The organism is Paenibacillus peoriae KCTC 3763, assembly GCF_000236805.1.
GTDB lineage: Bacteria > Bacillota > Bacilli > Paenibacillales > Paenibacillaceae > Paenibacillus > Paenibacillus peoriae.
Map to the genome: position 1 here is coordinate 1 of NZ_AGFX01000011.1, position 20,169 is coordinate 20,169.

Sequence of the window (20,169 nt, forward strand, 5' to 3'; positions counted from 1 at the left end):
TTGCACATGTTGCCATACCTTCATATTCGGCTGTCCATTTGTGTGGCGTTGTTGTCGCAGCGAATCCGTCACATAGGCATCCTGTTCGCGGTGTGTAGGCAGATACAACTCCACCTGTTCTCCGATTTCAGGCATATCGTACCAGCCACTATGTTCTTCCGCAACATAACGGGTGGCTACGGGAAACCAGCAGGCTTTGGCAGGATCTTGCTTCGGATCGATGTCGAGTTGAAGCTGGACGAAATCCTGCTGTACCTTCAGTACCGTTCCTGTCAGTGAGATCCCGGTAGCCTGATCGTTTTCGTAACGTGCATAGCGAATATCCTGTTCGGCTTGAAGATCATAACGGGTACGCAGTAAGCCATCTGCTAACGTTGTCACTGCCCGAACCACGACCAGTTCTTTACCTTGTCCAATCGGTAACGTGATGAGATCGCCCAGCGCGTAGTATTGCAGACTTTCAATCATATAGGTGACATACGAGCCAGCACGTTCTCCAGGCTTTTCGGCATCCAGTTCATGAAACGTTTTTCGTACTCGATAAAATACATCCCGCTCTACCTTATGCTGCTTGCCTTCTGGCATTCCGAAGAAAACCTTGGGCGAAGCTGCGGTTACCTCTGGTACAAGTACGGAACCAAAGCGAGAGGCGAGGCGTTTTAAAAACTCCCAATCAGTCTCATCATATTGTAAAACAAATGTCTCCAGTTTGGCATAGTTGCTTACGGTATCAATGGCATCTCCGTACTGATATTTTCGAACCAGTGCAGTGACCAGATCATCATAAGTGCGGTAAATATCTTGATAGGAGCGCCTTTTACTCTTAATATCCATCTGGTACGAATGGGAAGCGGCCTCCAGTTCAAATGTATATACGCCTCGTACACAGTGTACGGACATGCGCGTAACGATCCCGTGGAACAGTCTTCTTAGCGATTGTCCCTGATCATCCAACTGACGAATGACAATCGGCTCTTGCTCCATATCCTGTCCAATGCAGGCTGCTCCCTGTTCTTCGGAGAGCAACCCACTGATATGCAAATAGGAATGATCATTAATAGTACGTGTTATTTGAAGTTGTTCGATGTGTAGTGGTTGAAAGGGACCATAAAAGCGCAGGCTTTCATAGCCGATTGCTTCTGACAATACGCTCAAGTGAATTCATGTCTCCTTTCTAGATGCGATGGGTATTTCCAAGTAAAGCACGTCATCTTGAATTTGCTTCTGATTTATAGAGAGCGCAGATGGGTACAACTGTCAGTCAAGATAGATATGTATTACAAGGTTTGTACGCTATAAAGGTACAAGAGGTGATATTTAATTAACAACCCAGCATATGTATTTATCGGTTGAAGGGGGAATTTAGTTTACAGAATGAGCCATTGGAAGCGGTATTTACAATGTGTGTTTTTGGAACCAGAAGATATGGGAGGGGAGTTTTGAGCAGAAAAAAGCATATAATAGATGGTAAGAGGGAGTATAAAAAGATATTTATAAAAGATTGAGCTTTAATGAAAGATGAGGGTTCATGTTATGCCAAAAAACGATAATATGCTGGCGATTCTATGGATGCTGAATTCAGGCGTAAAAATGACTGCAAAACAAATATCCGAAAAGTTAGAAATAAATATAAGGACAGTTTATCGGTATATTGATGCACTATGTGCCAGTGGAGTGCCTATAATATCCGACACGGGTCATAATGGCGGGTATAGCTTGCTGAATAATTTTATTAGAGCACCCTTACTATTTGATATTGAGGAAAAAAAGGCACTCCTTCATGCTGCTGTTTTTGCAAAAGAAGCTGGATACCCTTTAAGTGAGGTATTAAGCAATGCGACATCAAAGTTGAAAATGTATTCGAATCAGGAGCAGGAAAGTATACTCAGCCGTCATTTGGCCGGATTTGAAGTGATAAATCGCATGGGAGATCCTTCTCTTCAGCCGATATTGGCAGAATTGGAGCAGGCTGTAGCCAACGAATTCTCTGTAGAAATGGATTATCGCACAAGCCATGAAGAACAACCCAAGAATAGGGTGATAGACCCCTATGGAATGGTTTACTGGAACAACAAATGGTATACTGTTGCATTTTGTCACCTAAGGAATGAGATCCGTAGCTTTCGGGCAGATCGGATTTTACAAATCAAGCGTACTCCAATCATATTTAAGCGTCCTGAGGCTTTTTCGGCTCGTGAATTTTTTATGCAAAATCTGTTACCTGGTTTAGTGGGCAAAGACAGTTTAATTTCTTTAATTATCGAAGGCAGGTCAGAGGTATTGGATGACTTATGTCTGCATTGGTTTTTGGGGCATCATCTGAAAGAGCGGACCTCAAATCAAGCAATCTTTTTGCTTGAGGAAAAATCACTTCACACTTATGTCCCTTATTTACTCCTACCCTACGGGAAATCCATTCAAGTCATCGAACCACAGAGCTTGAAGAAAAAACTTGTTGCTGTTGCGTCGGAGTTAATGGAATATTATCAACGTTAAAAGCTTCACTGACAGCAGATGTCAGTGAAGCTTTTTTATAATGAGGATAATCATTGATTACCGAGGGTTGGTATCACTTGATAAATTATAAAATAAGGAGAACTTGTAAATGAATAGTACGGTATATCTTTATGTGTTTGACACCATGGCAGACTGGGAAATAGGTTACTTAACTGCCGAACTGAACTCGGGAAGATATTATAAAAAGGGGCTGATTCCATCCAAAATAGTTACTGTGGGAATTGAAAAGACCCCTGTAACTACAATGGGCGGCTTGAAAATCCTGCCTGACATCAAACTGGATGAGTGCAGCATTGAGAGTACAGATACATTAATTTTACCCGGTGGAAATACATGGACAGAAACCATCCACCAACCCATCTTAAAAATTGTGGAGAGGTGCTTAGAGGAAGGTATATGGGTTGCAGCGATTTGTGGTGCTACCATGGGACTTGCCCAGGCAGGATTGCTGAATTCACGTTGGCATACAAGCAATGATCTGGAATACCTCAAAATGACCTGTCCCACATACACGGGCGAAAAGTATTACAAAATGGAGTCTGTTGTAACGGATGAAAAACTGATCACTGCATCTGGAACAGCTCCGTTGGAATTTTCCGTACACGTTTTGAAAGCTCTGGGTGTATTTTCTTCTAAAACATTAGAAGCCTGGTATAGTCTAAATAAGACCCATAAATCCAAATATTTCCATGAGTTGATGACTTCAATTCAATGAAGGTATAAGCATAAAATTGAACTGTTACGAGCATTTAAAGGAGGAGTTAAAATGACTGAAAGCAGAGAATATATGGGAGTGTCAGGTGAATATACAAAGAGTGGAATGCCCAACGGCTTTACATCTATTACCCCTTTTATTACAGTGAAGAATCCTTCTGAAGCAATAGAGTTCTATAAAAGTGTTTTCAATGTAAGGGTTAAGGATATTACTGAATATCCTGATGAGAATGGCAATAAAATAATTGTCCATGCGGAATTAGACTTTGGGAATGGTTTTTTGCAACTGGGAGCAGCGAATCCGACGTATAAATTGGTCTTGCCGCCAGATGAAGACAATGCGTGTTATTCTTTAGGAATTTACGTAATGAATGTTGATCAGGTGTTTGAAAATGCGGTAGCAAGAGGAGCAAAAGTAAGGGAACCGATTGCAAATTTCGTTTCAGGTGATCGATTCGGAAGTATATTGGATCCTTTTGGAGTAAGATGGTCTATTATGACTAGGATCGAGGATTTGTCAGAAGAAGAAAGTAGTCGTAGGGTTGCCGAATGGGCCAAAAGCTTTAGTGGAGAATAGATACAACAACTTTTTTTGATAAAATGTATTAAAAGTGGCTATCTGCTGAAATGACGTAATAGAAATTCTGGTGCAAAATAGTTGGCGGATAATACGGCATCATTATCACGAACAAGGCATGTGGAGTGCGTAATAGAAATGCAACGAATCGATACGTAGAAATCCTTTGTTTTCAATACTTTACCGGTTTTACGACATTTTCGATAGACGGAGCCGACATTAAAAACAAGGTGTTGAAGGACAAAATTGAGGTTTCGGTCGTATTGGACTTGAGTTTGGATGGCGGGTGTGTAGACATGTGGGTTATTTTAATTTGCCCTAACAGTTTTATATTTTGAATTGAAGAGAGCGTTCTTAATTGAGCGTTCTCTTTTAATATTTTTTAACATTTATCCAATCAAGTTTAAGGATAAGCTATTTAGTAAGTAGGAGGGGGATAATAACTATTTGCCACTGTCTTTTGAAGATACTACTATTTATTAGTGATCTGTATCCTTAATTATATTTTGCTCTACTTTCTTTATCTTATAGCCAGTATGAGTTAACATATCTGAAGTCATCTAATTTGGAGGGATTTAGAAACGTGGAGGGAAATCCAAAAATCATGTCGAATCTTTAAAATTAGGTATTTTGACTTAATTAAAAAGGTTAGGTGTGATCTTGATGGAGTGGGCTCTAGATGCTAATAAGCAACATGTTCATGCCTCTTCTCCAGAGGCTATTAGAGGCATATCTTATATTTGTCCTAGATGTAAGAAAGATACTTTTTTGAGAAAAGGGAAAAAACGCGTTCCTCATTTTGCTCATGTCTCTGGACAGACTAACATTAATTGTGAGTTATACATACCCCCAGCAATCTATGCGACACAAATGGGAGAAAAAATATCAGTAGATGCTGTAAGTGAAAGGTCATTAGATATCTATTTAGATCTAGTAAAAGATAGCTGGTCTCTTGATATAAAGATACCCTCGGCAATAGGGCAATATGAGGGAAGTGCATTTCTTAAATTTCCGTTTGCTTGGGAAGGAGAGAGGACGATTCCATTATCCTCCATACGGACAAATGGAAAGAGAATTCGGATTAGATTACAAACACGAGACTACAGGGTGCTAGTCAGTGGGGATGTTAGAAACGAGTGGAAAATGAAAGTTGAATATCCTATAAAAGGTATAGATAAAATTATACCCACAGCCTTCTACTATTCGCGACTAGGAGGACGGAGACTAACGGAAAACATCCCTCTTCAATGGGGAGAGACATATGTTTTAGTTTGGGATAATCATGAAATAAAAATTCTCCACGGTATGCCACCCATGCTAGCATTCCGAAAATTACAAGACCAGAATAACTGGTCGGTCATGATTGTAAAATTACCTGTCTCATATAATAAATCTGTGGAACAGTGGATTAAGAGGTTTCTTAATCGGAGTATAACTTTTCCTTTGCCTGAAGTAAAATTGGTAACGCCAATTCCAGAAAGAATGATTGATCAAGAAATAGCTGTGATTTCTTCAACAGCTAGAGTTGTTATCGCAGTGGTAGGAGCAGAGGGAGCAAAAAAATGGTCAACTATTTATGTCCAAAATTTAGATGAAAAACAAGAGATACGTCATTTAGGGAATGGTGAGATTCCCGTATTATTATCAATTGGAAAGCTGCCACTTGGAAGAACTGATATTTGGCTGGATGACGATAGAGAAAGTGCTTTGAGGTTAGTATGCCAAGATACTATCAAGTTGATACCAAAAATAAATGGTGTTGTGTTTCAGGGAGTCAATTTAGCTGATATTGAAGAAACCTATAGTTTGCATTCCACAGAAGCTATAGAGTTTTTCAGAAAAATTCAAGAATACAAGTTTACATTGACTGATGTATATCTGCCAAATGGCGTTTCTCTAACAATTAAATTATTTGGGAACCAATTGAATGAAATGATTGTAAGCAATGAAAATTCTACTGAGATTGCCTCAATTCTGAATAAGTTACTGGGTCAAGATAAACATGTTTATCTTGATGCAGGTGGCTTTGGGAACGTGGAAATATTGCCTATTGCTTTGATCAATGCTAATAAGTTATCCATGAGCCCTAGATGGCGGGAGCAAATGAGATGGATCTTAATAACTCTAAAAACAATGAATCATAAAGAGATTATGATTAAAAACGATAACATGAAAAAAGTTGATATGATGAAAATCAATCATTTCAACAAACTGGATCAAGATTTGCTTCTCAATTTCTCTAAAATTCGATTTATTCCTAAATCAATGCTCCCATATGTAAAAGCGAGTATAAACGAGTATATAAGGAAATCTGTAAAAAAATATTGATGCAGGTTAGGTGAATTAAAATATGAATTTCATTGATTATCCGGAAGAAAGAAAAATAGCAATTAGAGAGTACTCTTTCGACGAATTTAAGGAGTTTCTGAATTTCATTCCAGCGGGAATTCTATCAAATGCGATTAAGGTATTACCTAAGATGAAGGGCTTTCGTACTGGAAAAGATACTGAGATTAGGCTTAAAGTTTTTTTTGGAAGAATTGATCGCTGGGACGAAAAAGAGTGGAGATTATTCTCAAAGATATGGTTGTTATGGACAGCATCACAAGACGGCCTGAAGAATTTATTGAATTGTCAAGATATTAAATACACTGTTGAAAAAATGATAGAGAGTCAGGACGAGCGATTACGCATTATAAATAATCTTGTGCATGGTGAATTAACTCAGGATGTAATTAGATACTGGTTGAGGTTCGGACCATTCAATATAGATATGGATATATTATGGTTAGTAACTTTAGCCCCTACGCCTATGATTAAAAAACTACAAGGGCGTTTTGACAACTTGGAAGAACGTTTTGTCACAAGTTCTGAACAGCAAGATGAATTATTAAAAAAACAAATGCAGATTATGCAAGAAAATCTATCTATATTAAGTAACGATTCCGACGAGTTTAAGCAGGGGATTTCCTTATTACGAGGAGAGACTGCTAGGATTAGGAATAAAACTCAAGAAAACGCTTATGCAATCTCAACATTAGGCAAGGATATAGATAAGCTGTCAAAATTGGAATCTATTTCATCAGATAGTTATAAGCGTTTAGTAGACCAAGTGTTTTTAATAAAGCAAAAAAATATGGAGTTGGAACAACATATTAATGCGCTCGCTGTAGACCATTCAAGACTAGAAGATGGCTTTAAGGAAATAAACTTAAATGAGTTAATATCAAATGCAGTGTGGGACAAGAATGCAAATCAGATTGCAGCGTCTGCTGAGGCTAATCAGCTTGTCGAGAGAAGCATTGAATTTGAATTAGCACCAATCCAACTTTCCAGTTCAGAAGAGGCGCTTACTCATTTGAAAAGTAATTTGAACAGTTTAGGTATAAAGTTAGCGGACGCGAAATCTATTTCTTTTGAAGTGCTGTCAGCAGTTCTGTCTAACCAATTAGTTATGTTTAGTGGGTCTATGGCCATGTTTGTTGCCGAGTATTGCGCTGCGAGCCTATGTGGTCATACAGTAAAAGTTATCAATGTTCCATTTGGTAAGACAGAAGAGCTTGTTTCAAAAGAACGATTTGACGAGTGGATTAGTGAAGCAAAATCTTATGGCCATCCCATCGCCATTATTTTGGAAGGTATGAATCGCTCAGCCTTTGAAGTTTACGGAGCTAATTTTAAAAAATTTATTGCTGAACGTATAGTAAGGCTGAAAAATGAGAAGGTACCGATTGTTTTCATGGCAACTCTTGTAACTGGTCCCTCTGTTTTAGCTTTGAGTAGAGAATTTCTAGAAATTGGGCCTGTATTTAATACGGATTATATTGGCTGGAGCTATAAGAACGTTACTCCATATACCAATGGTGTGATTGAATCAAATATATTGGCAAGGCAAGAAATCGAAATAAATGACTATCTTGAAATAGAAGATTTGTTACCCAAGGGCATAGTTGAACATGGTAGTATTTTGTGGCGAAAGACAATAGCAGCCACTTATAAAACGATGATTCAGTTAGACTCATCATTTGACTTTTCGTCTGTGAATTTTGGATGGCTAATCCCAACAACTTCCATGTGTTTTTCGGATCATATGGAGCAGTTATTTGATGAAATAGAATTAGATGAAAGATGTAAAGCACTCATTAAGCATATGACTTTGGAAGGTCAATGACTATGGAAAATGCAAGAGTACTTAACCAAAAAGAACTTGTCGAGTTGGTCTTAAACAATCAGACTGTTTCAATTTCTGAGAATGTTGAATTTCAGAGAGAACTTTTCATAACTGAGTATTGGAGACTTCTTCTTCATGATCTAGCCTCAAAAGAACATTCGGAAGGCGTTAACAATAATATAAAGCCAGTACGTATTCGTAAGCGAACGTTACTTCAATATTTGGATACCATTTGGCCAGAATTAAGAGATGAGGAATCACAAAATACGACTGATGTAATCTCTTCTGTTTGTAGCAGACTAGAACAAATTGGTGATATGGTTCGTTTGCGTAATGGTTATTTTTTGCCTACTCCGCTACGACTAATTGAACTGCCGGAGAGCCAATATTCTGTTGTTGTAGGAGGTATTCCAACTGAAATAATAAGACTCTTGTTACCTGATGCTAAGATTGCTGGGTATGGACGAATAATCGAAAATCAGAAAATACCTGATACTGTAAAAAGGGACCGAGGTTGGTGGCAAGAATACACGAATTGGGTAGGCTGGAAGCCTACTAGCTTGGAAAATTGGGTGGAGATGCAAATAATCCAGTTGTCTTCATCAGGGAGTCAGAGTATTCAAGGCTTTGAAGAATTTGAAGTATTCAATACTTCTGGAAATAGGAAAAATAACAATCGCTCTCTTTGGATAAATCAAAGTTCGATTTTAGATCAAGGTACATCAGGTACTTGGTTATGCAAAACAACTGACTCAAATAAACGGTACTTTCTCGGAGAGTTCAATGATGGACATTTAATGAAAGAACTATCGATTACAGATAAAGATACTCGACTATGGTTAATGCTTGGTTTACGTGTATATAATAGGCACTTTCCAGTCGCTCATTGGAATAATAATTATTTGAAAGTAATTCCGCAACTCCCAAGAGCAATTGAACGCCATGTTTTGATTTTTTCGTTTAAACAAAATGCTTATGAGTATTACGTATCTGAACAATTTCACAATCATGTTGAACAGCTACTTAAATCCTATGGTTATCAGTTTCCTGTCAGAAGGAGGACTAAAGATGAATGAGACATATGGTGCTTTTGAAATCTCAAAAGTGCTTCATAATACTTTGCGATCCTATCTTGAGTCAGCTTATCATATCAAAAACAACAGCTTGATCAGAGAAAGATTCCAACTACTAAACCAACTTGGTCAAATAAGTCAGGAACCTTATATAGAGGCAACACCAAGCTATAAACTGGGGGCATCCTATGAGACCTTGGATATCCCTGATCCAGCTAAAGAAATATTAATGCAAGTTGCTAAACTAAGCAATCCTGGGGTAGGCGTCTTTCCAAAACCTTATACACATCAGGTTAAAGCACTGGAGTCTTTTTTAGGTAAAGATGAAGACATAATAGTTGCTACAGGAACGGGATCTGGAAAAACAGAGAGCTTTTTGATGCCTATTTTAGGCTCCTTAGCAATAGAGGCAACGGAGCGAGCAAATGTGGCATCAATGCGAGGATGTCGTGCTATCTTATTGTATCCTATGAATGCTTTGGTCAATGATCAATTAGGAAGAATAAGAAGATTGTTTGGCGATGAACGAGTAGCTTCTTTTTTAAAAAAAGGACGATCAAGGAATATACAGTTTGGATCATACACCTCAAAAACTCCATACCCAGGGGTGCCTAAATCCGGGAAGACTACAGCACACATTGAAAAAATGTTTGAGAATTTTTATTTAAAGTATGCTGGAGACACAGAGAAAGTAAGGGAATTACAATCGAAAGGAAAATGGCCAAGCAAGGATCTGATCAAATTTTATGCAAAACATAAGGAAGAAAATGATGCTTATAAAACAGGTAAACGTCAAGGTAAATCAAGAGTTGTGAGAAACTGGAATCTTCGTCTAAAAACACAGTCAAATGACAGGGAGCTATTAACAAGACATGAAATGCAAGAATTATGTCCTGATATTTTGATTACCAACTATTCAATGTTAGAGTATATGCTCATGCGCCCTATTGAACGGAAAATATTTCAAGACACCAAAACATGGCTCGAAGCTGATCCAAACAATAAGCTGATTCTAATTTTAGATGAGGCTCATATGTATCGTGGTACTGGTGGGGCAGAAGTTGCCTTTCTAATAAGACGTTTAATGGCTAGATTAGGAATAGATCGTAGTAGAATGAAGTGCATACTGACAAGTGCAAGTTTGGGGAAGAGCGAAGAGGATGAACGAGCTATCATAGATTTCGCTGGAGAGTTGACAGGTATAACCACGAAGACGGCAAGAACATTTCAGTTGATAACGGGTGATCTGGAATCGCGTTATGGGGCGAGTAAAGGAACAACAACGCAGGCCGAGATCCTTTCAAATGTAGATTTGTCTGTTATTCAAAATACATTGACTAATCTAAAAGCTGCAATTGATGAGTTTAACGCTACAGCAAGAAAGATAAATTGGAGAGTGTTTGAAGGTAGTGATTGTAGTAAATTTATTTGTCACCTCTTTACCCAAATGACAGGTTGGGGACCAGCGGAACAAATGATTAAAGTCTTAAGTGGGAAGGCACTCCCATTGCGGCATCTATCTAAAGAGCTATTTCCAGATACTGATGAACAAATAGCTCAACAAGCAACGGAAGTCGTTTTAGCATTGGGTGCCTTGGCAAAAAGAGAAATAGACAACAAAGTATTCTTGCCTACTAGACTTCATTTATTTTTCAGAGGAATTCCTGGTCTTTATGCATGTACAAATCAAAAATGTGAGAATCGGTTGGACAAGACAGACAAGAATCCAATTCTTGGACGATTGCATGCGGTTCCTATGTTAAATTGTACATGTCAGAAAAAAGCGCGAGTATATGAATTGTTAACTCATAGGGATTGCGGTGCAGCCTTTATAGTTGGGTATACACACGGCGAGGATGGTGAATTTTTACTTCATGAGCCAACGAATATAACTGGAGTAAACGATGAGGTTGAAGATCGCCTTTATAAAATTCAATTGCTAGTTGATGGTAAGCCAAACGAACGAGCTATCGAACATAGCGTTCCTGCTTGGTTAGATATCAGTTCAGGTAAACTTTTTGATACTGAGCCACTGCAATTAGAAGGATTTCTTAAAGTATTTAAACCCATTAGTAATACTGCTACTGGGGAGAGAGTATTTAACTGCTGTCCAATTTGCCTTAGAAAGTGGAAAAAGAACAAAAGTAAAATTATGAATCTCTCTACAAAGGGAGAAGCGCCATTCGCAAATCTTGTTAAAGCCCAATTGTTTAATCAACCTGCACAGCGCATTGAGAGTAATGAGTACCCAAATGGTGGCAGGAAGGTATTATTATTTTCGGATGGAAGACAAAAGGCTGCTCGTTTAGCTAGAGATATTCCAAGAGAAGTTGAATGGGATACATTTAGGCAAGCTATTGTTTTAGCTGCTGTTCGCTATAAAGCAATATGTAATAGGGATCCGAAAATAAATGATGCGCTATATATTGCTTTTGTATCAATAGTTTCTGAATTCAATCTTCAATTTTTTGATGGGGATGATCGAAAATCACTACTCTTAGATGTTCGTGAATTTAAAGAAGAATACTCAGGATCATTAAGAATTGCTCTTGAAGAGCAATGGGACGTTAGACCTTCATCAAGTTACCATAAGGCGATTCTGAGGCAATTGTGTAACAGAGAATACTCGTTACGAGCGGCTACTGTTGGTTATCTCAAACCCACTAGGTCAGCCTTGGAGAGAATACAAAATGAAATATCAGCAGTGACTGGTAAAATTGATTCTCTTCAAATTGAAGCACTTATCAACTATTTTATTGAAGAGATTCTAGATGATTATGCGTTTGAATTAGAAACTAAGATTTCTTCCTCTGTGAGGCGCAAAGCAGCTGGATATTCGCAAAGTTCATGGACAAGTTCGGGGAAAATTGGAGAGAATCAAAAGTTTATTTTGGAAAATTATTTTAATTGTACCTCAGATGAAATAACGAGTATTCAAGAAGTGTTGCGGAAAAGACTTTGCCATAAAGCTGGCGATGCTTATGTTATTGATAGTAATGATGTTGTGTTAAATATTGACATTGAGTCGGAGTGGTACAAATGTAATAGTTGTACGTTCCTTTCTCCAGTAAAGTTTGGGGACTATTGTGTTAATTGTGGAAGTAAAGAAATCATTACTCTAGATCCAGAAACTCATGACTATATACAAGCGCGGAAAGGATTTTTACGAAATCCAGTTGTAATGTCAGTTCGTGGTAACAACCGACCAAAGTATGTCACTGCTGAGGAACATACAGCACAGCTTTCTCACAAAGATGCTGGAGAAATTTTTGCTTCGAACGAAATGTATGAGCTTCGTTTTCAGGACGTTAAGTTAGAACAAGATGATCTGGAAGAGGGATCAGTAGATATATTGAGTTGTACCACCACGATGGAAGTTGGTATTGATATAGGTTCGCTAGTCGCTGTTGGACTAAGGAATGTTCCACCTCAGCGTGAAAATTACCAACAAAGAGCCGGGAGAGCAGGGCGCCGCGGTTCATCACTTTCTACTGTTATCACGTATGCTGAGGGTGCACCTCATGATAGTTTTTATTTTCAAAATCCTGTTAGAATTGTATCGGGAACTCCTAGGCTGCCAATGATAAAGGTTAACAATATTAAAATTGCTAAAAGGCATGTGTTTGCTTTTTTGTTTCAAACTTTTTTTCATGACATGATTGATAGAGATGAAATAAAGGTAGATCGGGATAAAAATCTATTTGCAGCTCTTGGGTCGGTCACAGATTTTTTTAATGAAGAGTCAGACAGTGATTTTAGAAAATCAAGATTTATCGAATGGATCGAACAAGAAACATCAATTATAGTGAAAAGGATAATCGAATGGCTCCCTGAAGAAATTGCTAGTGACAAAGCCGAGTGTGTACACATTTTTATAGACGAGTTGTTGCATAAACTGAACGAAGTGAGTCTTAAAACGCGTTCTTCAGATGATACGAATTCAGAAGTGGATGATGAAGATGATGTGGATTTAAGTTCAAGTAGAGATGAGCTTTTAACGTATTTATTTGATGAAGGGTTCTTACCAAGCTATGCATTTCCTACAAGTCTATGTAGTTTCCCAATCGAAATGAGAAAGGAAAAAGGAAAAAATAGTTATAAAGTAGTTACTAAAGAATTGCCTCAACAATCCATCGATCAGGCACTAAGCGAGTATGCACCAGGCAGGCTGGTAGTTATCGACAAAAAGACCTATCGCTCTGGAGGAATTGTTGCGAATGCAGCTAAGGTTACAGATGCAGATCGGGCGGAGAAACTTTTTCAGCATAACTTACGGAAATATGTGTCCTGTAGGAGATGTACGTTCGTACGGGACATAGATGAAACTGTAAAATTAAACGAAACTGATCCATGCCCTGTATGTGAAGGGCCACTTGATACAGGAGAACTACTAATACCAGAGGTGTTTCTCCCCGAAAAGGGAGCTCCTATTACTGAAGGTGATGACGAACAAGAGTTGACTTATGCTACTACAGCACAATTCCCGCTCCCGTTGTCAGAAGACGATTTAGGCGAGTGGGGGAGAATTGGCGAAAGATTATTAACAGTGCAAGCAAAGGATAGATGGCTTGTTACAATTAATAAGGGAAATGATGAAAGTAATGCAGGATTTTATGTATGCGAGGCGTGTGGAGCGTCGAAAGTAGTGGATCCTGAAGATAAGTCACCAAACGGTTCACATGATCGCCCTTATCAAGTTGAGCCTGTGTATGGAGTACACGTGGCTTCAAAATGCCATGGCGCATTTAAGAATGTATTTCTAGGGCACGATTTTAAGAGTGATTTGTTACTTATACGCTTAAATATTGAAGAACCATTCGTTCGAACAGTAAGTCTAAATTTGGCAAATCATATTCTCAATGATGCATTACGAACAGTCTCTGAAGCATTGTTATTGGCTGCAAGTAGGGAGTTAGATATTGATCCTTCAGAATTTAAATCAGGCTATAGATTAGTAAAATTAAGTCCAGACGAAACATTAAGAGCAGATATTTATATGTTTGATTCTTTGGCTGGTGGTGCGGGGTATGCCGAACAAACAGGTAAAGATTTGCCATTAGTGTTAAACAAGGCACTGGATTTGTTAGAGAGTTGTAATCAAGGGTGTGATCGTTCCTGTACAGATTGCATCAGACATTATCAAAACAGGTATTGGCATACTCATTTGGACAGGCATTTAGGAGCTCAATTGTTGCGGTACATGATCTATTCTAAGGTACCTGATATTTCAGATGTTGAAAATCAAAGCATGATCCTCGAACCACTAATTCGACTTTTACAATTGGAAGGCTACACATGCAAAGATAATGTGAGTTATAATGGAACTCGAGTGCCATGGATAATTAGTACTCAAGATAGTTTTCTCGTTATTGGCGTATATCCAAGTTTAATTGACGAAACAGACTCTAGCAGGTTACATCCGTTAACCAAACATTTTTCTGAAGGGCAACTACTATTAGTTAATGAATATTTGATTAGTAGAAATTTGTCATTGGTTTACAAACAATTCAAAGAAAAGGTTATGAAGGCTTGATTTATTACTAATATAATGTCACCTCCGAAAGGTGGGAGGTGACATTTTTATTTTTAACGGCCAGGTGAGAAAATATGATAGCTGGAAAATCTGTAATACAGCCATCCTTGTCGAAAGAGTATTTGCAAAATCTTACTGAAATACTGAAGACGGCAGAAGGTATTATGGCTGGGCAAGAGAGGGCTCTTTGGATTGCAAATAATATCCCTGATCCCAATAATGATGAAGTGCTAGATGAGATGAGATTTCGAAGCTTATTATTGTTGTTTCGAGATTTGTTTTCACAGGGATGGGAGTTAACATTCAGAGATGGGATTGCTAATATTTATCATCCCATAACACCAGATAATGTTGAAACGAAGCAATGGTACAGAGAAGCTCTTTTACGTGAAAGAAACAAGCAATTAGAGAATGACTCAATTAAAAAGTTTATTTTTAGAATGGAAAAAGAGAGAAAGTACAATGGGAAAAAGGTGTCAATAAGGAATCTGATATCACCGGTTGACGAACTTCTTAGCGGTATACAAGAGTGGAAAGCTGACGCGATTAAGCCGTATTTACAAATTGTACAATCTAGGTCAGATAGGGACGAAAAGACAGGATTTAAATTACTTGATATTTGGAGATACTTTCGTTTGACGTGGACGTTACCGCATAAACCAACACCTGGAAGAAATATATTTGTATTAGTCAGAGATTCAGCACAGGAGTATCATCCGATTATAGGTATTGCTGCTCTTGGAAACAGTATTGTACAAATAACTTGTCGCGATAACGAAATAGGCTGGACACTAGAGGGCCTGCGAGAACGTATGAACACGATGGACGATATCACAGCCCGACAAATAATTAATTCTTTGACTCAGTCCCTTGTAAAATCAATATCAGGAATTGAGGTACGTGATTTACTAGATGAGGAAGTTGATCTATCAAATGCCGAAGAATATGCAAATACATTAAGTGTTTTTTTGAGAGGAGTAGGGAACAGAGCAGCAGCTCCTAGAATTACTTCAAATTCAGAAGATGTAAACTGGAATGATATTTGTCAAAGTCCGTTTTACAAAGTGAAACGAGCAAAGGCTCTTCTTAATATTTTTAAAGCACAGACTTTCTTTAATAATTTTAATGTTAACGAGCCGCTAAAGGCACTTCAGCAACTTGTTATGACTTCACGTGGACGATCTGCTCTGTCTACAGCGTTACAGTCCAATAAAAAAGAAAAAGTTGGAGCAAATATGATGGATATCATTGTTTGCGGAGCGGTTCCACCATACAATTTTCTGCTTGGTGGAAAATTAACTTCAATGTTGATGTTGAGTCCTGAACTTATTCAAGCATATCAGAAAAAATATAAAAATCAGATATCAGTAATTGCTTCTGCAATGAAAGGCGAACCTGTTGTAAAACCAGCGCATCTCGTTTTTTTAGGTACAACAAGTCTTTATGAAACAGGGAGTAGTCAATACAATCGAGTAACCATTCCTGAATATGCTTTGAATGGTAGTGAGCCAATGTATAAAATTGGCTTTGAGTCTTTAGGTATAACTAAGGGTTTTGGAACTGTATATATATCCGATGAAACGGTTGAAGCCTTTTCTGAACTGACAACGAAATTGTACGGGAGACGTATAGTTAATAATACGTTTGGAGAGGGGACGAGCCCTCGAATGCGATTAATTAGGGCAGGCTTGGATGCTCTAGGGCTTCCATCGGATCACTTACTCAATCACAATTTCAAGCGGATCGTATATGGTGTGAGATTAGCTGATAATGCATATGAATATTTGCGCGGAGAAGAAGATGAGCCTCGTTACTATTTAAGTCAAGATGAACCTCATCAGATGACAGAAGCTATCTGTGAATTTTGGAGAAAACGTTGGTTATCAATGAGGATAAAGAATAATGATGTTATGCAACAATTAATTAATTTTGGTGTTGATGACTTTCTGTTAGGAAAAAAAATAGGACAGTAATAAAATAATCTGGCCTCAATTTTGTGGACTGATGAATAAAACCGTACTCTGCGAGTTGGCTTCGGTATATAACCGGAGTCGGCTTATTTAATTCCGTTTTTGCTTTTGTTTGAATTTTTAATTTGCATGGCCTAGTTTCACACAAAAATGAAACAGGAGGTAGAGGGATGAATCCTCGTTGCGCTTTGAGAATTGAATATCCATATTGTCCAGTACCTTCCCCGCATGCCAGAAAGGGAACGAACCACTGTCAATATAGAGTAGACACATAAAACCGAGAATATTATGCAACAAATCAGTATGTACGTTCGTACTCATTGGATGTAAAGTAGCCAATAGCGTAATGGATTCGTTTTCTATTGTAGAAGCAAGTGATGTATTCAAAAAAGCGTTTCTTGGCCTGCTTATGTGTTTTTAATTTCTCCAAGTACACGAGTTCTTTCTTGAGCACACTGTGGAACAATTCGATGCGCGCATTATCGTAGCAGCCTCTCTGGCGGCTCATACTGCCTTTCATTTTGTATTTGTGGAGCCGTCTCTGGTAGTCGTGGGATGCATACTGGTTGCCGTGGTCTGAATGATGCATACCTCTGAGAGCAGTTGTTGCTGACTGTAGGCGCGATCTAACGTCGTAAGCACGAGTTCCTTAGTCATCCGTTAATCTATGTGAAACCCGACAATCTTACGGCTGTACAAATCTATAATTCTCGCTAGATATAATCAGTCTTCATCTGTCTTAATGTACGTGATGTCAGCCACCCAGACCATACATTACATGAAGAATCCGTGGATGATGAGGATGATTTTGATTTAGAAGAAGCATTGCCTGAGTATCCGATTACGCGTAAAGGTGAAATTTGGCTACTTGGGAAGCATAGGCTAATCTGCGGTGACTCGACTAATCCGCAGGATATTACAAGATTGATGGATGGTAAGAAGGTTCAGCTTATTGTAACTGATCCACCCTACAATGTGGACTATACGGGCAAGACGAAGGACGCATTGAAGATTGAGAATGATAAGATGGACAATCACCAATTTTATGATTTCCTATTGGCTGCCTATACTCGAATGTATGAAGTAGCTGGTGACGAAGCAAGCGGATTAACCCCCTAAGTTTGGACACTAACTCTCTCTTGCTCATCGAGACTCTGTTTTTGAATTTATACACGAACTTCTCGGATCGGAATCGGTTTTGTCTGGTTTTTCTCATAAAACTGAGACGGCGACAAATCGCGAATGCTGGAATGAATTCTTCGTTCATTATAAAAATGAATGAATTCAGTGACGGCTTCATAAGCTTCGCTGTACGTTTCAAAGTCGTTGTGAGCCAAGCATTCATCCTGCAATAGCCTATGAAAAGATTCAATATGTGCGTTCATATTCGGTGTTCGTGGAGGAATGCGTTCATGCTCACTCCAAAGTTTTCACAGGCAGCTTCAAACCCATGAGAAATAAACTGAGGGCCATTGTCTGAACGAATCACAGGTTTGGTTTGCGCCTCAAATAATTGTCTCTTAAACAAGGCCGTTTGTAGCGTTTGGATCACATCTTTGGCCTCGCACCACAATCCGATGTGGTAAGCGACCACTGAACGGTCGTAAACATCGAGGCAAGACTGAATGAAGAAGAATCGGTCTTCTCCTGCAATATAACCGTACTTAATGTCCGTCTCAAACAGTTGGTTCGAATTCGTAATGATCCGATTTCGTGCCAGTTTCCGTGGGTAAGACGAGTTCACTTTTCGCTGTGGTCGCAGGATGTTCAGTTCTCTGCACAATCGGTAAACCTTCTTTTTGTTAATGATTAGGCCTTCATCTCGGGGTAAAGCGACGGTTAATTATACGCATGGCCGTCTGCAGAAACCAACTCCATAATCCGTTCCATAATCTGAGCATCCGGTACTTTTACACCGTCCGAACGCAGCGAATATCCTGGCTTTGGTCGTCCCTCACTTGCTGTTTTCTTGATCACTTTTCCATTTTTATGGTAGTAGTAGCTGGATCTCGGGATGTTGGCCAGTCGTAGTACAACGTGACGGCATATCCTTCACGGATGTAGTGTTCCGCTACTTCAACTTTTTCAGCAAATGAGGGTTTTTCTTTTTTATCAAGTCACGCAGTATCGCAATCTCAAGTGCCTGTTCACCTAGTAGTTTCTTCAATTGATCATTTTCTTGGGAAAGCACTTTGGAATCCAGTCCATGTATGGTTTCCAGTGAAGTTTCACCATATTTACCTTCTTCAAATTCCTTTACCCAACGGTGAAGCATATTGACGGCAATTTCATATCTCCGGGCTACAGCCGCCTTATTCCCGGTTTCGATGGCTTCCTTGACGATTTGGCGTTTAAATTCTCTAGAATGTTTATTTCGTGTCATTTCCTCAGCCCCTTATCACTAGTAGTGTAATCCATATACACTCTTAGTGTCCAAGTTCATTAGGGGGCTAAAGAGAGAACAACAAGGATTTATTTAGGGAAAAATGCAGTATAGGAAGTGATTGTTGTAATTAAATAACCATAATAACTTCTGGACTACTAATTATACAAAGCAATTTCTAAATGAATGCATATATATCACATTCATACCAATACCAACATATTCATGCGCTGGATCTCACATGTCCTATGCTCTAATGCTTTTTTTTATTTTGATAGAGTCTAAAGACTCAACAAATGTTATTTTGTGGTACTATATTCTTAGAAAGGGAGGATTATTATGCTAAAAAAGCCAAAAAGGTTTAACGCTTATCAGATTGACATGCATTATATAATTCAAAACAGACATGCTACCGATGCAATTAAATGGGACTCTGACATTATTCAGCAAATCTTTGATCACATTTTTTCGCTGTCTGTAGAAACAAGGACAAGGCGCTATAATGATTCATGGCTCATGTATATGGATCACCTTGATTCTGATCAACATTACATATTTGGCCGCTTTTTATCTGCTGACTACGGAACAACCGGAGAATTATTACATGCAGATCAGTTAACGCTTCGCCCTAATCCTAAATTACTGCGTGAAGGAGAAACAGAATCTACTTATTTTATTATAAAAAAAGCTGATGGTTTATTACTTCTCCAGAGTAACTTAAAACTTAACAGGCCAAAATTTGAAGAATACATTGAACAACTTGGTCAACAAGTAATCCGAAACAATACATTAACGTTTATACAGATTTGTACGCTTGTGGAAAATAACTTTTTTGAGAGTATACAACAATTAAACACGGTGCACAAAGTTACTATTGAGGTGTCTAAGACAGAGTTAGCAGCTGATGAAAATGTGGCTATACGTGCACTGCAAAATGACATTGAAGAAATCAGTGCTACTGATGTAAAGTTGGAATTCAAAGCTAAATATCAACGGCAAGGCATGATAGGCGTGTTGCCTATGATCAAAAAATATAAAGATCAGCAAGGCGTCACTAAAATTGTTGTAAGAGGTAAATTGGCTGGGGCTGAAAAAGTAATTAAACTAGATGAATCTCAAGAGCATTATAAAAAAAGGGTTGAGGTTGATCGTAATAACCAACCTATGATGACCTCTGTAGAAAATGTTCTGCGGGAAGTAGCAGAACAAAGAAGAATATTGAGGGGATGAT

General features: G+C 38.4%; 17 protein-coding genes. 11 read left to right on the top strand and 6 right to left on the bottom strand.

The annotated features are described in order from the left end of the window. Positions 1 to 1,155: contractile injection system protein, VgrG/Pvc8 family (locus KQI_RS0102425; RefSeq protein ID WP_010345109.1), on the bottom strand; the 1,155-nt coding region annotated here is incomplete at its 3' end. 378 nt (positions 1,156 to 1,533) lie between these two features. Between KQI_RS0102425 and KQI_RS0102430 the strand changes: the two genes are divergently transcribed. The 8 genes from KQI_RS0102430 to KQI_RS0102465 all read left to right on the top strand — a co-directional run bounded on the left by KQI_RS0102430 (position 1,534) and on the right by KQI_RS0102465 (position 16,558). Beyond that, positions 1,534 to 2,496 carry a helix-turn-helix transcriptional regulator gene (locus KQI_RS0102430; protein ID WP_010345110.1) on the top strand — a complete coding sequence of 321 codons (963 nt, stop codon included), beginning with the start codon at positions 1,534 to 1,536 and terminating at the stop codon, positions 2,494 to 2,496. Between the two features lie 109 nt (positions 2,497 to 2,605). Next, entirely contained in the window at positions 2,606 to 3,232 is a 627-nt protein-coding gene (locus KQI_RS0102435; RefSeq protein WP_010345111.1) for a type 1 glutamine amidotransferase family protein, read from the top strand. Between the two features lie 51 nt (positions 3,233 to 3,283). Beyond that, positions 3,284 to 3,808 (top strand): VOC family protein, encoded by a 525-nt coding sequence (locus KQI_RS0102440; protein WP_010345112.1) that lies wholly within the window; start codon positions 3,284 to 3,286, stop codon positions 3,806 to 3,808. 663 nt (positions 3,809 to 4,471) lie between these two features. Further along, positions 4,472 to 6,136 (top strand): competence protein CoiA family protein, encoded by a 1,665-nt coding sequence (locus KQI_RS0102445; RefSeq protein WP_010345113.1) that lies wholly within the window; start codon positions 4,472 to 4,474, stop codon positions 6,134 to 6,136. A 22-nt stretch (positions 6,137 to 6,158) separates the two neighbouring features. Further along, entirely contained in the window at positions 6,159 to 7,979 is a 1,821-nt protein-coding gene (locus KQI_RS0102450; RefSeq protein WP_010345114.1) for a coiled-coil domain-containing protein, read from the top strand. 2 nt (positions 7,980 to 7,981) lie between these two features. Further along, entirely contained in the window at positions 7,982 to 9,055 is a 1,074-nt protein-coding gene (locus KQI_RS0102455) for a hypothetical protein (RefSeq protein ID WP_010345116.1), read from the top strand. Next, the gene (locus KQI_RS0102460) at positions 9,048 to 14,585 is read left to right on the top strand and encodes a DEAD/DEAH box helicase (RefSeq protein ID WP_010345117.1); all 5,538 of its coding nucleotides are present in this window, start codon (positions 9,048 to 9,050) and stop codon (positions 14,583 to 14,585) included. Before KQI_RS0102455 ends, KQI_RS0102460 begins: the two co-directional genes overlap by 8 nt. Positions 14,586 to 14,659: 74 nt before the next feature. Continuing rightward, positions 14,660 to 16,558: a Druantia anti-phage system protein DruA gene (locus KQI_RS0102465; RefSeq protein WP_010345118.1), complete on the top strand. Its 1,899-nt coding sequence runs from the start codon at positions 14,660 to 14,662 to the stop codon at positions 16,556 to 16,558. A gap of 295 nt (positions 16,559 to 16,853) precedes the next feature. On the opposite strand, the gene KQI_RS29755 is transcribed toward KQI_RS0102465, so the two are convergent. Continuing rightward, a complete protein-coding gene (locus tag KQI_RS29755; protein ID WP_169314539.1) occupies positions 16,854 to 17,063 on the bottom strand; it encodes an IS3 family transposase in 210 nt (69 codons plus the stop codon). Between KQI_RS29755 and KQI_RS29495 the strand changes: the two genes are divergently transcribed. Both KQI_RS29495 and KQI_RS0102470 read left to right on the top strand, forming a co-directional pair. Next, positions 17,013 to 17,135: a hypothetical protein gene (locus tag KQI_RS29495; RefSeq protein WP_277813512.1), complete on the top strand. Its 123-nt coding sequence runs from the start codon at positions 17,013 to 17,015 to the stop codon at positions 17,133 to 17,135. The genes KQI_RS29755 and KQI_RS29495 overlap by 51 nt on opposite strands. 209 nt (positions 17,136 to 17,344) lie before the next feature. Next, entirely contained in the window at positions 17,345 to 17,674 is a 330-nt protein-coding gene (locus tag KQI_RS0102470) for a site-specific DNA-methyltransferase (RefSeq protein WP_010345121.1), read from the top strand. 47 nt (positions 17,675 to 17,721) lie between these two features. On the opposite strand, the gene KQI_RS28420 is transcribed toward KQI_RS0102470, so the two are convergent. From KQI_RS28420 to KQI_RS0102480, 4 genes are all read right to left on the bottom strand, one after another. Further along, positions 17,722 to 17,940: an integrase core domain-containing protein gene (locus KQI_RS28420; protein WP_138984791.1), complete on the bottom strand. Its 219-nt coding sequence runs from the start codon at positions 17,938 to 17,940 to the stop codon at positions 17,722 to 17,724. Then, positions 17,937 to 18,338, bottom strand: a complete 402-nt coding sequence (locus KQI_RS28425; protein WP_169314541.1) for a DDE-type integrase/transposase/recombinase — start codon at positions 18,336 to 18,338, stop codon at positions 17,937 to 17,939. Before KQI_RS28425 ends, KQI_RS28420 begins: the two co-directional genes overlap by 4 nt. Before the next feature lie 56 nt (positions 18,339 to 18,394). Beyond that, the gene (locus KQI_RS28695) at positions 18,395 to 18,532 is read right to left on the bottom strand and encodes a hypothetical protein (protein WP_169314542.1); all 138 of its coding nucleotides are present in this window, start codon (positions 18,530 to 18,532) and stop codon (positions 18,395 to 18,397) included. A 94-nt stretch (positions 18,533 to 18,626) separates the two neighbouring features. Continuing rightward, positions 18,627 to 18,938: a transposase gene (locus KQI_RS0102480; protein ID WP_010345122.1), complete on the bottom strand. Its 312-nt coding sequence runs from the start codon at positions 18,936 to 18,938 to the stop codon at positions 18,627 to 18,629. A 339-nt stretch (positions 18,939 to 19,277) separates the two neighbouring features. Between KQI_RS0102480 and KQI_RS0102485 the strand changes: the two genes are divergently transcribed. Beyond that, entirely contained in the window at positions 19,278 to 20,168 is an 891-nt protein-coding gene (locus KQI_RS0102485) for a hypothetical protein (protein ID WP_010345123.1), read from the top strand. The last annotated feature ends 1 nt before the right edge of the window (position 20,169 follow it).